The organism is Salinimicrobium terrae DSM 17865 (assembly GCF_000424665.1).
GTDB classification, from domain to species: Bacteria; Bacteroidota; Bacteroidia; order Flavobacteriales; family Flavobacteriaceae; genus Salinimicrobium; species Salinimicrobium terrae.
On the sequence record NZ_KE384223.1, the window covers coordinates 32,575 to 45,996 of the forward strand.

Consider the following 13,422-nt stretch of genomic DNA (forward strand, 5'->3'; position numbering starts at 1 on the left):
AAAGAAACAGGTAGTTTCATCTTATGGACAAATATTCATTTTTAAATGCCGCACATACAGCCTATTTCGCTGAACTCTATGATCAATACCTACAATATCCCGACAGTGTAGAACCTAGCTGGAGAGCTTTTTTCCAGGGATTTGATTTTGGCCTGGAGACCTCCGGAAATGGTCAAGCCGTTGTTCAACATCCCGAAAAAGGAGAACCGATAGAAATGTCAGAATCGGTTCGAAAGGAGTTTCGGGTAGTAAAATTGATCGATGGATATCGTACCCGTGGTCATCTTTTTACAAAGACGAACCCGGTAAGGGAGCGTAGAAAATATAGCCCTACCCTTGACATACAAAATTTCGACCTTGAGGAGAGTGATCTGGATACAGTTTTTAATGCAGGTGACATTCTTGGATTAGGACCATCAACGCTTAGGCAGATAGTAGAGCACCTTCAAAAGGTGTATTGTGATTCCATAGGGGTTGAGTATATGTTTATCCGAAATCCCAAACAGGTAAAGTGGATCCAGGACAGGCTGAACATCAACGAGAATCAGCCTGCTTTTAATGCAGAGCAGAAAAAGCACATTTTAAAGAAACTAAATGAGGCAGTTTCTTTTGAGAACTTTTTACATACCAAATACGTTGGGCAAAAACGTTTTTCTCTTGAAGGGGGAGAAAGTTTAATTCCGGCGCTGGATGCTATTATTGAAAAAGCAGCCGATCTTGGGGTGAAGGATTTTGTAATGGGAATGGCTCATCGAGGTCGTTTAAGCACACTGACCAATATCTTCGGAAAAAGTGCAAAAGATATCTTTACTGAATTTGACGGAAAAGATTATGAGGAAGACATTTTTGACGGGGATGTTAAGTATCACCTGGGTTGGACTGCCTGCCGTAAAACCGACAGCGGAAAAGAGATCAATATCAATATTGCTCCAAACCCGTCTCACCTTGAGACTGTTGGAGCTGTAGTGCAGGGGATCACCCGTGGAAAACAGGACCGGCACTATCAGAATAAGACTGATGCCGTTCTACCCATAATTGTACATGGAGATGCGGCCATAGCAGGTCAGGGAATAGTTTACGAGATCGTACAAATGTCGCAGCTGGAAGGTTATACTACCGGCGGTACCATACACATAGTGGTAAATAACCAGATAGGTTTTACCACAAATTATTTAGATGGACGTTCTTCTACTTATTGTACAGATGTGGCAAAGGTCACTAAATCTCCGGTGCTACATGTAAATGCCGATGACGCCGAAGCTGTTGTACACGCGGTGTTGTTTGCACTTGACTTTAGGATGACCTTTGGAAAAGATGTTTTTATTGACTTGTTAGGCTATAGAAAGTACGGGCATAATGAAGGGGATGAGCCAAGATTTACACAGCCAAAACTTTATAAAGCTATTGGAACTCACGAGAATCCAAGAAATATTTATGCCGAAAAACTTAAAGCTCAGGGAGTAATTGATGATGGCTATGTTGAGAAGCTGGAAGAAGAATACAAGGCTAAACTGGAGGAAAATTTAGAGGATTCCCGTAAGGAGGAAAAGACGAGGGTCACACCTTTTATGCAGGATGAATGGGAGGGATTTGACCACGTGGACGAATCCAGGATGATGGAAGAAGTAGACACCACCGTAGATATGGAGGTGCTAAAAGAAGTTGCCCGTGCAGTTTCAAAACTTCCCGAGGACAAGAAATTCCTTAGAAAAATTAAGAAACTGGTAGACCTTCGTCATACTATGTTCTTTGAGGATAATAGTCTTGACTGGGGCATGGCCGAGTTATTGGCTTACGGTACTCTTATTAAGGAAGGATATTACGTGAGAATGAGTGGCCAGGATGTGGAACGGGGAACATTTTCTCACCGTCATGCCGTGGTTAAAGTTGAGGACAGTGAAGAAGAGATCATCCTGTTGAACCAGATTGAAGGAACAGTTTGTGACGCTAAGGAAGGCTCGTCGTGTGACTTCAAAATATACAATTCTCTTTTATCTGAATACGGGGTGGTAGGTTTTGACTACGGTTATGCCATGGCAAGCCCAAATTGTCTTACCATCTGGGAGGCACAGTTTGGAGATTTCAGCAATGGAGCGCAGATCATGATCGACCAGTATATCTCGGCCGCCGAAGATAAATGGAAACTTCAAAACGGGCTTGTTCTGTTTTTACCACATGGATATGAAGGCCAGGGAGCAGAACATTCTTCAGGAAGAATGGAAAGATACCTGCAGTTATGTGCCAAAGACAACATGTTTGTTGCCGATGTCACTACACCGGCGAATATGTTCCACCTGCTTAGAAGGCAGATGAAGGTGAAATACAGAAAACCCTTAATTATTTTTACCCCAAAAAGTCTGCTAAGGCACTCTAAAGTAATATCGACAAAAGAAGAATTTGCAAACGGTTCTTTCCAGCCACTTTTAGATGATGCAGAGGCCGACGCTAAAAAGATTAAATCGCTGGTATTTTGTACAGGAAAATTCTATTACGACCTGCTGGAGCGCAGGGAAGAGCTGGAGCGTAATGATGTGGCACTAGTGAGAATTGAGCAATTATTTCCATTGCCTTCTGAACAAATAAAGCAGGTTATAGAAAAATATAAAAATGCCGATGATATAGTTTGGGCACAGGAAGAACCAAGAAATATGGGTGCATATAGCCATTTGTTATTACATTTGGAAGTGGCAAAAAGCTTCAGGATTTGCAGTAGAAAATTCTATGGATCTCCTGCAGCAGGTAGCTCGACGAGATTTAAAAAGCGTCACGAAAAGGTAATTGAATCTGTATTTGACAAAACTGTTGAGGTAGTTTAAAAATTATAAATTTTTCGCCGGTATAAATTTTCGGCATTTAAATAAAAAAAAGAAATCATGGCTTTAGAAATGAAAGTCCCTTCTCCGGGAGAATCGATCACCGAAGTAGAAATCGCCCAGTGGCTGGTTGCAGACGGAGATTATGTAGAAAAAGATCAGGCAATTGCCGAGATAGACAGTGACAAAGCTACTTTGGAACTTCCGGCAGAGGCAAGTGGAATTATCACGTTGAAAGCAGAAGAGGGAGATGCCGTAGCTGTAGGTGATGTGGTTTGCTTAATCGATACCGATGCTCCCAAACCCGGAGGTGGTGATAAGGATTCCAAGGAAGTGGTGGAAGAGGAGAAAGAGGCAACTTCGGGCAAAGAAGAAGAATTAGAATCTTCGAAAAAAGATAACAAAAAAGCTGAAGCGAAAACTCAGGCTCCCTCAAAACCAAGCACTCCGTCTCAGCAAAAAGAGACGTATGCAACGGGAAGCCCTTCTCCTGCAGCGAAAAAGATCCTTGATGAAAAAGGGATGGATGCCAATTCTGTAAAAGGATCTGGTCGTGACGGCAGGATTACCAAAGAGGATGCTACTAATGCAAATCCTTCAATGGGAACTCCCGGACAGGGAAAACGCGGAGAAGAGCGCAAAAAAATGTCTATGCTGCGTCGCCGTGTGGCCGAACGTTTAGTGGATGTAAAGAACGAAACAGCAATGTTGACTACCTTTAATGAGGTTGACATGTCTGCAATCTTTTCGCTTCGAAAGCAGTATAAAGAAGAATTTAAAGACAGACACGGAGTAGGTTTAGGATTTATGTCATTCTTTTCTCTTGCAGTTGTGAGAGCTCTTGACCTTTTTCCCGGTGTAAACTCTATGATCGATGGAGATTACCAGGTAAAGTATGATTATAAAGATATTAGCATTGCGGTATCGGGTCCTAAAGGTTTGATGGTGCCGGTAATGAGGAATGTGGAGAATATGAGCTTCCGTGGAGTGGAAGCCGAAGTAAAACGTCTTGCCATTAAGGTGCGCGACGGGCAGATCACTGTAGATGAAATGACAGGAGGAACTTTTACCATTACCAATGGTGGGGTTTTTGGTTCTATGTTATCAACTCCAATTATTAACCCTCCTCAAAGTGCAATTCTGGGAATGCACAATATTGTAGACCGGCCTGTAGCTATTGATGGTCACGTTGAAATACGTCCTATCATGTATGTAGCACTTTCCTATGACCACAGAATCATTGATGGAAAAGAATCGGTAGGATTTCTTGTGGCTATAAAAGAAGCTCTGGAAAATCCAGAAGAACTGCTCATGGATAATGACGTGAAGAGGGCTTTGGAATTGTAGAGGTACTAGAAAGGACAAAAAAGAAAGGCAGTGATTTCAGGATCACTGCCTTTCTTTTTTGTTCTAGTACGCAAGCAAAGTGTAGATGTTGAGTACAAGAACAAAAATAATCAACAAGGCCATTAAAGCCGGAAACACCGGCAGGTGTTTTAGGTTAAAGAAATTCATAGCGGCAGATTTTTTGGTTAACCTCAAGGTAGTTAAACCTGTGCCACTGTAAAATGGGGGGAATCCCCCATTTTTAAAAATTATTTAAGGTAAAGGTTCATGGACTTATAATCAATAATGGCTTTACCCTTTTTAAGGATGTCAGCTCCAATTATACCCTGTACTTTTTCAGCCTTATGTTTGACCAATGCATCATTTACATGTTTAAGATCAAAAAGTACCAGGTCCACTTTTTTACTTTTCCAGCCTTTGATCTCAATAATGTTCTTCAGGGCTATTTGAGTCAGCATATTAGTTGCCCCGGCGCCTGCAGCTCTAACATCACTGTCTTCTGCGAGAAGTTCAAAATGAGAAACCGCATCCAGACCTACACACGTACTGGAGGCCCCGGTATCGAGGATAAAATTGCCTTCAATTTTATTTATTTTGGCTTTTAACTCCAAATGTTGAGTGGCGGTATAGGTGAGAGGAATTTTGTTATATCCTTTTTCTTTAAGTAACTTCTTAAGAGATGCCATTCTTTTCTTTTTTGCCAAAGATAGCTGTATAAAATAAATTATTTTTGCATTTATGATAATTACAGATACTCATACTCACCTCTACAGCGAATCATTTAATGAAGATCGCGAGGAGATGATAAAAAGGGCTATAGACGCCAATATTAAACGATTTTTTATTCCGGCAATAGATTCAACGTATATTGAAGACATGTATGCTCTGGAAAAACAATTCCCGGAAAACATTTTTTTAATGGCAGGTCTTCACCCAACTCATGTAAAGGAGAACTTCCGGGAGGAGCTGGCTATAGTTGAAAAACAACTCAACGAAAGAAAATTTTATGCAGTGGGAGAGACAGGAGTCGATCTTTACTGGGATAAATCTACCTTAGACATTCAGCAGGAAGCTTTTGCATATCAAATTCGGCTTGCAAAGAAACATAAGTTGCCAATCGTAATCCACTGTCGGGACGCTTTTGATGAAGTGTTTGAAGTCCTGGAGCAAGAGAAAGGAGAAGGTCTTTTTGGCGTTTTTCATTGTTTTACCGGAACATTCGAACAGGCTCAACAAGCACTTTCCTATAACATGAAGCTGGGAATCGGAGGCGTTGTTACCTTTAAAAATGGCAAAATTGACAGGTTCTTGGGTCAAATCCCGTTAAGCGAAATTGTTCTGGAAACCGATGCACCCTACCTTGCACCGGCGCCTTACCGGGGGAAACGCAATGAAAGTTTGTATCTTGTTGAAGTTTTAGAGAAAGTAGCTGCAGTTTACGGCTCCACTCCCGAAGAAATAGCTAAAATTACTACCCGGAATTCCCGAGATATTTTTGGGGTATAACGGAAGTAAGTGCTTATAATTTTGTTTTTTTGCTAACCCAAATGATGAAATAGTGACAAATTACGATGATATTCGGTTTTATGAAGATGCAGAAGTGCAGGAAGCCTTGAAGGATTATGTTAAGCATCCCATGATTAAGGGCCTTCTATATTATACCTTTCCGAATGTTCCTTTTGATAAGATAAAAGAGAAGGTATTTGCCTGTGAAAGTATTCGTGATTTCCAGACCAAAGTTATTTATCACACTGTACAGAAGGTGCTTTCCAAGAGCAGTGAAGGTCTGTCGTATTCCGGTTTTGACCGGCTTGATAAGGATGAATCCTATCTTTATATTTCAAACCATCGCGATATCGTTCTCGATACCTGTCTCCTCAATGTGGTTCTTTACGAATCTGAACTTAAAATGACAGCTTCGGCCATTGGCGATAATCTGGTTCAAAAGCCGTTTTTACTTGCACTTTCCCGCCTGAATCGCAATTTTCTCGTGAAACGCGGTTTAGGACCAAGGGAAATGCTGAAGAGTTCTCAAAAGCTTTCAGACTACATTAGGAAACTTCTGGTTGAAGAAAAACGTTCGGTATGGATGGCACAACGTGAAGGAAGAACTAAAGACGGAAACGACCATACTCAGCAAGGCGTACTTAAGATGCTGGCGATGGCAAAGCAGGATGATTCTATAGCGGAATATTTTAGCAGACTCAAAATTGTACCGGTAGCTATTTCGTACGAATTTGATCCGACAGATGTTCTGAAGTTGCCTGAAATCCTTGCAAAAAGAATGGAAACGATCTATATAAAATCGGCTAATGAGGATTTTAAATCTATTCTTAAAGGAGCTCTTGGAAGTAAGGGACGAATACATTTAACTGCGGGAGAAACAATAAGTGCTGAAGCCCTGAAGCAAATAGAGGGGAATTCCGGCTCAGTAAATGAGCAGATTCAAAATTTAACTGCCAGTATTGACCGAAGAATACATAGAAATTATAAGCTTTGGCCTGCAAACTATATTGCTTTTGATTTATTAAACAACAGCAGCATGTTTGAAGAGCACTATAATATCAAGCAAAAACGACAATTTGAGAGGAGACTTACGCGTCGGGTAGATTTTAAAAATTCCCTAGAAGTGAACAGCTATCTGCTAATGTATGCCAATCCGGTAATAAATCAGAATAATCTGAATGAAGAGCAGCGCTAATATTCTTTTAATCTATACCGGTGGAACGATTGGTATGGTGAAGGATTTTGAAACGGGAGCACTTAAGGCTTTTAATTTTGATGAGTTACTTCAAAATATTCCTGAATTAAAATTGCTGGAACATCATATAGACACGCTGAGTTTTGAACGTCCTATTGATTCATCAAACATGAATCCTTCTTATTGGCTTCAAATTGCCGAAATTATTGATGAGAAGTATGAAGCTTATGACGGTTTTGTCATTTTGCATGGGAGTGATACCATGTCTTACAGTGCCTCGGCTCTCAGTTTTATGTTCGAGAACCTCTCAAAACCGGTAATTTTCACCGGTTCCCAATTACCTATTGGGGATCTGAGGACAGATGCCAAAGAGAATCTTATAACCAGCATTCAGATTGCGGGGCTGCAAAAGAATGGAAAGCCGGTAATATCTGAAGTTGGTGTTTACTTTGAATATAAACTGTACAGGGGAAACCGCACTTCCAAGATCAATGCCGAACATTTTCAGGCTTTTGCGTCACCTAATTATCCGCCACTGGTGAATTCTGGAGTTCATCTTGCTGTTAACGATGCTTATTTATGGCAGCCAAACCACCGGCGCAAGATGAAACTTCATAGAGGTCTTAATGATGAGATTGCTTTGATAAAGATCTTTCCGGGGATAAACAGGAGTTTGCTGGAGCATATTTTAGCCAAAGAAGGATTGAAGGGTGTGATTCTTGAAACCTACGGCAGCGGAAATGCTCCAACCCAGGACTGGTTTGTTCAATTACTGAAGAAAACAATTGCTACAGGAGTAGTCATTGTAAATGTGACGCAATGTACCGGAGGCAGCGTTGCAATGGGGCAATATGAGACAAGTACCCAATTAAAGAAAATTGGAATTGTTTCGGGAAAAGATATCACTACAGAGGCAGCTGTGGCTAAAATGATGTATCTCCTGGCCAAGGAACTTAGTCCAAAAGTTTTTAGAACTATTTTTGAAACTTCCCTACGCGGGGAAATGTCGTAAATTTTGGGGCTGTTACTTGACCAGCTTCTCTTTTTTTTCGTTATTTGGCGAACTGTTCAGAAATAGCTAAAAAAAAGCCCTAGTCAGAATAGATTTTTAGAGAGGTGGCCGAGTGGTCGAAGGCGCACGCCTGGAAAGTGTGTATACCCCACAAGGGTATCGAGGGTTCGAATCCCTTCCTCTCTGCTAGTTTTTATTTGAATAAATATTTATATCTTTAACCCGTTAACTAATTAAATTAAGACAAAAAGTAATGAAAAGATTATTTTCAATTTTGGTGATCGCTACAATTATGGTGTTCGGAGCCGTAGATGTGAATGCGACAAATAACGTGAATGCCTTGCCGGCTACCATGGTGAACTTTGTTCAGGATGAAGATCAGGCAATAGCTGAAGAAACTGAAGATGTAGGATTTCACCAGGAGCTCAAAAGACGCTTCATCGAAGGTGGTCCCGGTTTTATGGGAATCGTACTTCTTTGTTTGATCTTAGGTTTGGCGATCGCGATTGAAAGAATTATATATCTTAACCTTGCTACTACCAACACTAAGAAGTTGGCGCAGGATGTTGAGGACGCTTTAAATACTGGTGGAATTGAAGCTGCCAAGGATGTTTGTCGTAACACAAAAGGTCCTGTTGCTTCTATCTACTATCAGGGTCTTGACCGCGCCGATGAAGGTACAGAGGCTGCTGAAAAAGCAGTTGTAGCTTACGGTGGGGTTCAAATGGGACTTTTGGAAAAGAACGTATCATGGGTATCACTATTTATTGCCCTGGCTCCTATGCTTGGGTTCATGGGTACAGTAATTGGTATGATCGAGGCTTTCGATAGAATTGAAGCAGCTGGAGATATGCAGCCTTCACTTGTTGCAGGTGGTATTAAAATCGCCCTTTTGACGACAGTATTTGGTTTGATCGTGGCTATTATTCTTCAGATCTTTTATAACTACATTATTGCTAAGATCGACCGAATCGTGAATGATATGGAAGATGCTTCTATCACTTTGATGGATATCCTTGTAGAGTACAAGAACAAAAGAAGAGTATAACATTACCAAGACTATATTATGACCTTACATAAAATATTAAAATATATAGCGCTCGTTATCGGGGTTATTGGACTCATCCTTTGGGGTAGAGTTCTAATGGCCGGTGATGATGCTATAGAAAATTCGGCCGATGTACAGGCAAGTGTGGTAACTCCATTTCTATATGTGGCATACCTAGTGTTTGCAATAATTGTGCTCCTGGTGTTGTTCTATGTTATCAAAGGACTTTTCTCGGGAGATATTAAGAAAACACTTATATCTGTTGGAGCATTTATTGTGGTTATAGCAATTGCTTATGTACTTACAGATGGAACAGAAAAAACGCTTAGTGACGGAACTACGCTTTCAGCCACTGCAGACCACTGGGTGGGAGCAGGTTTAGTAACCTTCTATATCCTTGCGGCATGTGCAGTATTGCTAATGTTGCTTTCGGGAGCAAGAAAACTTATAAAATAAATTAACTATGGCCAGACGATCTACACCTGAAGTAAATGCCGGTTCATTGGCCGACATCGCCTTCTTGCTTTTGATCTTCTTCCTGGTGACAACAACTATTGAAACAGATAGCGGTATCAGCAGAAAGTTGCCTCCAATGCAGGATGAAGAGGTTGAACCTCCAATTATCAAAGAAAAAAATATTTTTAAGGTAATTGTTAACCGTAACAATGATCTGTTAGTGGAAGATGAGCTAATGGAATTGAGTGGTTTGAGGGAAGCAGCTATTGCCTTTTTGGACAATGGTGGCGGAGTAGGACCCGAAGCTTGTACGTACTGTCAGGGAGCCGGAGATCCAACTTCTTCAGATAATCCTATTAAAGCAGTTATCATGCTTGTGAATGACAGGCAAACCGAATATGGAACCTATGTTGCAGTTCAAAATGAACTGGTAGGTGCATATAACGAATTGCGTAACCGTTCTGCTCAAAGATTGTACGCAAAATCGTTCTCTCAAATGGAGGCAGATTATGACAACATCAATTATACAGGAAATAGAGAAAGATTAAAGGAGCAGATCGAGGAAATAAGAGATATGTGGCCTCAGAAACTTTCTGAAGCAGATCCTAAAAATTAATCGCGAAAAACTTTAGATTATGGCAAAATTCAATAAGAAAAAGAGTAGTGAGCTACCCGCGATAAATACTTCGGCTTTACCCGATATTGTATTCATGCTGCTTTTCTTCTTTATGGTTGCTACGGTAATGCGTGAGAATACCCTAAAGGTGCAAAATGTTTTACCATATGCAGATCAGGTAGAAAAGCTGGATAAAAAAGACCTTGTAATGTATATCTATGCGGGGAAACCTAGTAGTAGATACCAGCAAACTATGGGTACCGAGGCTCGTATACAGCTAAATGACAACTTTGCTGATGTTTCCGACATTCAGCGGTTTATATATGCTGAAAGGGAAACTAAAAGGGAAGAGTTAATTCCTTTCCTAACAACTGCACTCAAAGTTGACAATGAGACCAATATGGGATTAGTATCTGATATTAAAATGGAGTTGAGAAAAGCCGAGGCGCTAAAGATCAATTATACCACGCGTACCGGTGAAGCTGCACAAAACTTTGAATAATTAAAATTTATTACTTTTTGAAGATCCCCTTTCAACTTATTGTAAGGGGATTTTTTTTTGAATGCTGTTTTTCTTCGCATTATCTTTGATCAAAATTCCAACATGTACCGGTTGCAAAAATGGCATTTAATTTTCTTATTTTTCTCTCCCCTTTTTTTACAGGCCCAGGAAAGAAATGAAATTCCTGCGGTGATCGACAGCTTGTACCGTGAAGATCAAATATATTTTAGTTTCACGTACAACATCCTTACCGGGTCCCCGTCAGAAATTAGGAGTTCCCAGTTTTCGGGAGGTTTTCACACCGGTTTTATAAGAGATTTTCCTATAAACCAGCGCCGCAATATAGCTTTGGGAATTGGGCTTGGCTGGTCAATTGATACTTACGGGAATAACCTCTTTATAGGAGAAGCTGTAGAAGGAGAGGGAACCTATTTTGCCGTCCTGGATAGGAATAGAGTTGATTTTGATGCTAACCGGTTTACAACGCAGTCTATTGATGTTCCTGTTCAGTTTAGATGGCGCACTTCCACCCCCTCGAGCTATAAGTTCTGGCGTATTTATACGGGGATTCGTCCTGCCTATGTTTATTATTTTCAGTCAAAATTTGTGCAGGATGGCAATACCTATAAGGAATCAAATGTTCCCGAGTTTGAGAAACTGCGATTGGGTGCAACCTTTACTTTTGGATATAATACCTTTAACTTCACTTTTTATTATAGCCTTAATTCCTTTTTTAAAGATGCTACAGTTAATAATGTAGACCTTGATCTACAGACTTTTCAGGTAGGTCTTACTTTTTACTTGCTATAACCACACAAATGCTACTCCCACCTGAGGAATAAAGCCCAGCATTAGCCCGATTCCTAATTCACTATAAGAGTGTGCTCCATAATGTAAGCGGGAAGAGGCGGTGAGACCGGTAATGGCTATTAAAAAACTGATTGTGTAAATCAGGTTGAGATCAAAATGTAGGCTTAAAAAAATCAGGAAGAGGGTGAGCCCCCCCAAACCCATCATGTGGAGGCTAACTTTAATGTTAGCGAGGAGAAAGAATAAAGCTAATAGTGCAGAGAACATTATTCCTAGAAAGAAATAATACAACGCAGAGTAATCAAAGGTGTTCAGGACATATCTTAGTACCACTAAATCAAGTACGGCATAAAATAATAAGGGTAACTTTCTCTCCCCTATCTCTTTTAAATGATGGTCATTTACCTTGCCCAGGGTTTTAAGCATATAAACAAAAACTACTGGAATGAAAATGGTCATTATGGCAATTGCCAAAAGCTTGGCTTTAACGATCTCCAGAGGGAAGAACCGGGGTGTAACCAGAAAATATATCAAAGTTCCCGCAAAAGGCATCCAAATGGGGTGAAACAGAAAAGAAGCAGACTTAAGAAGTAACTTCATTAAATTTCCTTTCGAAGGCGGGCAACGGGAATATCCAGTTGTTCCCTATATTTTGCTACAGTACGGCGTGCAATGGGATAACCTTTTTCCTTGAGCATTTTTGCCAGCTTCTCATCTGTAAGTGGTTTTCTCTTGTTCTCGTCTTCAATGGTCATTTCCAGGATCTTTTTGATCTCTTTTGTTGAGACGTCTTCTCCCTGGTCATTCTTCATGGATTCCGAAAAGAAATCTTTAATAAGTTTTGTGCCGTAAGGTGTATCTACATATTTGCTGTTGGCTACCCGCGAAACTGTAGAGACATCCATGTCGATCTCGTCTGCAATGTCCTTAAGGATCATTGGTTTCAAATTCCTTTCATCTCCTGTAAGGAAATATTCTTTTTGATAATTCATAATTGAGCTCATTGTTACAAACAAGGTGGTTTGCCGCTGTTTAATGGCCTCTATGAACCATTTTGCGGCATCCAGCTTTTGCTTTATGAACATCACCGCATCTTTCTGTGCTTTGCTCTTTTCCTTCGATTCCTTATACCCCTTCAGCATTTCACTGTAATCCTTAGAGACATGCATTTCAGGTGCATTTCTGCCGTTAAGGCTTAGCTCCAGTTCCCCTTCTGCTATTTTGATCGTAAAATCGGGGATCACGTGTTCTACCGCCCGGGTATTTCCGGCATAGGCTCCCCCGGGTTTGGGGTTAAGGTGTTCTATTACATCAATTGCATTCCTAAGTTCTTCTTCGGAAATATCATGCTTGGAGAGCAATTTCTGATAATGTTTCTTGCTGAACTGATCAAAGGACTTTTCGATGATATCCTTAGCAAGGCTTACAGATTTTGTTTGCTCCTTTCGGTTTAGCTGAATTGACAAACACTCCTGAAGACTTCTTGCGCCTACTCCGGCGGGATCCAGTTCATGCACATATTTAAGCACTTTCTCAACAGTATCTTCATCGGTATAAACGTTTTGAGTAAAAGCAAGGTCATCAACAATATCCTGTACAGATCTTCTTATATAGCCGCTTTCATCTACACTTCCTACCAGGAATTCGGCAATTTCTTCCTCAGATTCATCCAGGCGAAGGGTACTTAACTGAGTTTTTAAATATTGAGTAAAAGAGGTACCCGAGGCATAAGGCACTTGTCTGTCTTCATCATCTGCACTGTAATTATTGGCCTGCAACCGGTAATTTGGTATCTCATCATCGCTTAAATACTCGTCTACATCAATATCGGCTTCAATACTCTCGTTGCCCGGATCCTCATCCTGATAGTCATCCCTTTCGAAATCCTCCTCGTACTCTTCATTATCTTCTTTTCCGCCTTCAAGTGCAGGGTTCTCTTCCATCTCTTGCTTAAGCCTCTGCTCAAAAGCCTGCGTAGGAAGCTGGATAAGCTTCATCAACTGAATTTGCTGAGGGGAGAGCTTTTGAGATAACTTAAAGTTTAACTGCTGTTTTAGCATATAGTTTCGGGCTTTTTATAAAAATAAAAAAAACAATCTACAAACGTAAACGAACGT

General features: G+C 40.6%; 13 protein-coding genes and 1 tRNA gene. 11 read left to right on the forward strand and 3 right to left on the reverse strand.

What is annotated here, in order from left to right:
• Positions 1 to 23 precede the first annotated feature (23 nt).
• On the forward strand, positions 24 to 2,816 hold the full coding sequence (locus H148_RS0116345; RefSeq protein WP_029035754.1) for a 2-oxoglutarate dehydrogenase E1 component: 2,793 nt from the start codon (positions 24 to 26) through the stop codon (positions 2,814 to 2,816).
• A 57-nt stretch (positions 2,817 to 2,873) separates the two neighbouring features.
• Positions 2,874 to 4,160 carry a 2-oxoglutarate dehydrogenase complex dihydrolipoyllysine-residue succinyltransferase gene (gene odhB / locus H148_RS0116350; RefSeq protein ID WP_029035755.1) on the forward strand — a complete coding sequence of 429 codons (1,287 nt, stop codon included), beginning with the start codon at positions 2,874 to 2,876 and terminating at the stop codon, positions 4,158 to 4,160.
• A gap of 248 nt (positions 4,161 to 4,408) precedes the next feature.
• Here the strand turns inward: odhB and H148_RS0116360 are convergent, their stop codons facing one another.
• Positions 4,409 to 4,846 carry a retropepsin-like aspartic protease gene (locus H148_RS0116360; RefSeq protein WP_029035756.1) on the reverse strand — a complete coding sequence of 146 codons (438 nt, stop codon included), beginning with the start codon at positions 4,844 to 4,846 and terminating at the stop codon, positions 4,409 to 4,411.
• 52 nt (positions 4,847 to 4,898) lie between these two features.
• Here H148_RS0116360 and H148_RS0116365 point away from each other — a divergent pair, with 52 nt between their 5' ends.
• The 9 genes from H148_RS0116365 to H148_RS0116405 all read left to right on the forward strand — a co-directional run bounded on the left by H148_RS0116365 (position 4,899) and on the right by H148_RS0116405 (position 11,305).
• Positions 4,899 to 5,666, forward strand: coding sequence for a TatD family hydrolase (locus H148_RS0116365; protein WP_029035757.1), 768 nt, complete (start codon positions 4,899 to 4,901; stop codon positions 5,664 to 5,666).
• Between the two features lie 52 nt (positions 5,667 to 5,718).
• Positions 5,719 to 6,861: a 1-acyl-sn-glycerol-3-phosphate acyltransferase gene (locus tag H148_RS0116370; protein WP_029035758.1), complete on the forward strand. Its 1,143-nt coding sequence runs from the start codon at positions 5,719 to 5,721 to the stop codon at positions 6,859 to 6,861.
• Positions 6,845 to 7,873 (forward strand): asparaginase, encoded by a 1,029-nt coding sequence (locus H148_RS0116375; protein ID WP_029035759.1) that lies wholly within the window; start codon positions 6,845 to 6,847, stop codon positions 7,871 to 7,873. Before H148_RS0116370 ends, H148_RS0116375 begins: the two co-directional genes overlap by 17 nt.
• 98 nt (positions 7,874 to 7,971) lie before the next feature.
• Positions 7,972 to 8,059: transfer RNA gene (locus tag H148_RS0116380), tRNA-Ser, on the forward strand.
• 67 nt (positions 8,060 to 8,126) lie between these two features.
• A complete protein-coding gene (locus H148_RS0116385; protein ID WP_029035760.1) occupies positions 8,127 to 8,921 on the forward strand; it encodes a MotA/TolQ/ExbB proton channel family protein in 795 nt (264 codons plus the stop codon).
• An 18-nt stretch (positions 8,922 to 8,939) separates the two neighbouring features.
• A complete protein-coding gene (locus H148_RS0116390) occupies positions 8,940 to 9,377 on the forward strand; it encodes a hypothetical protein (protein ID WP_029035761.1) in 438 nt (145 codons plus the stop codon).
• 7 nt (positions 9,378 to 9,384) lie between these two features.
• Positions 9,385 to 9,993 (forward strand): ExbD/TolR family protein, encoded by a 609-nt coding sequence (locus H148_RS0116395; protein WP_029035762.1) that lies wholly within the window; start codon positions 9,385 to 9,387, stop codon positions 9,991 to 9,993.
• Positions 9,994 to 10,012: 19 nt separating this feature from the next.
• Positions 10,013 to 10,495, forward strand: a complete 483-nt coding sequence (locus tag H148_RS0116400) for an ExbD/TolR family protein (RefSeq protein ID WP_029035763.1) — start codon at positions 10,013 to 10,015, stop codon at positions 10,493 to 10,495.
• Positions 10,496 to 10,597: 102 nt separating this feature from the next.
• A complete protein-coding gene (locus tag H148_RS0116405) occupies positions 10,598 to 11,305 on the forward strand; it encodes a porin family protein (protein ID WP_037325535.1) in 708 nt (235 codons plus the stop codon).
• Here H148_RS0116405 and H148_RS0116410 read toward each other — a convergent pair.
• Both H148_RS0116410 and rpoN read right to left on the reverse strand, forming a co-directional pair.
• Entirely contained in the window at positions 11,300 to 11,905 is a 606-nt protein-coding gene (locus H148_RS0116410; RefSeq protein WP_029035765.1) for a hypothetical protein, read from the reverse strand. The two genes, H148_RS0116405 and H148_RS0116410, sit on opposite strands and share 6 nt — an antisense overlap.
• Positions 11,905 to 13,365 carry an RNA polymerase factor sigma-54 gene (gene rpoN, locus H148_RS0116415; RefSeq protein WP_029035766.1) on the reverse strand — a complete coding sequence of 487 codons (1,461 nt, stop codon included), beginning with the start codon at positions 13,363 to 13,365 and terminating at the stop codon, positions 11,905 to 11,907. The genes H148_RS0116410 and rpoN overlap by 1 nt, the downstream gene beginning before the upstream one ends.
• Positions 13,366 to 13,422 lie beyond the last annotated feature (57 nt).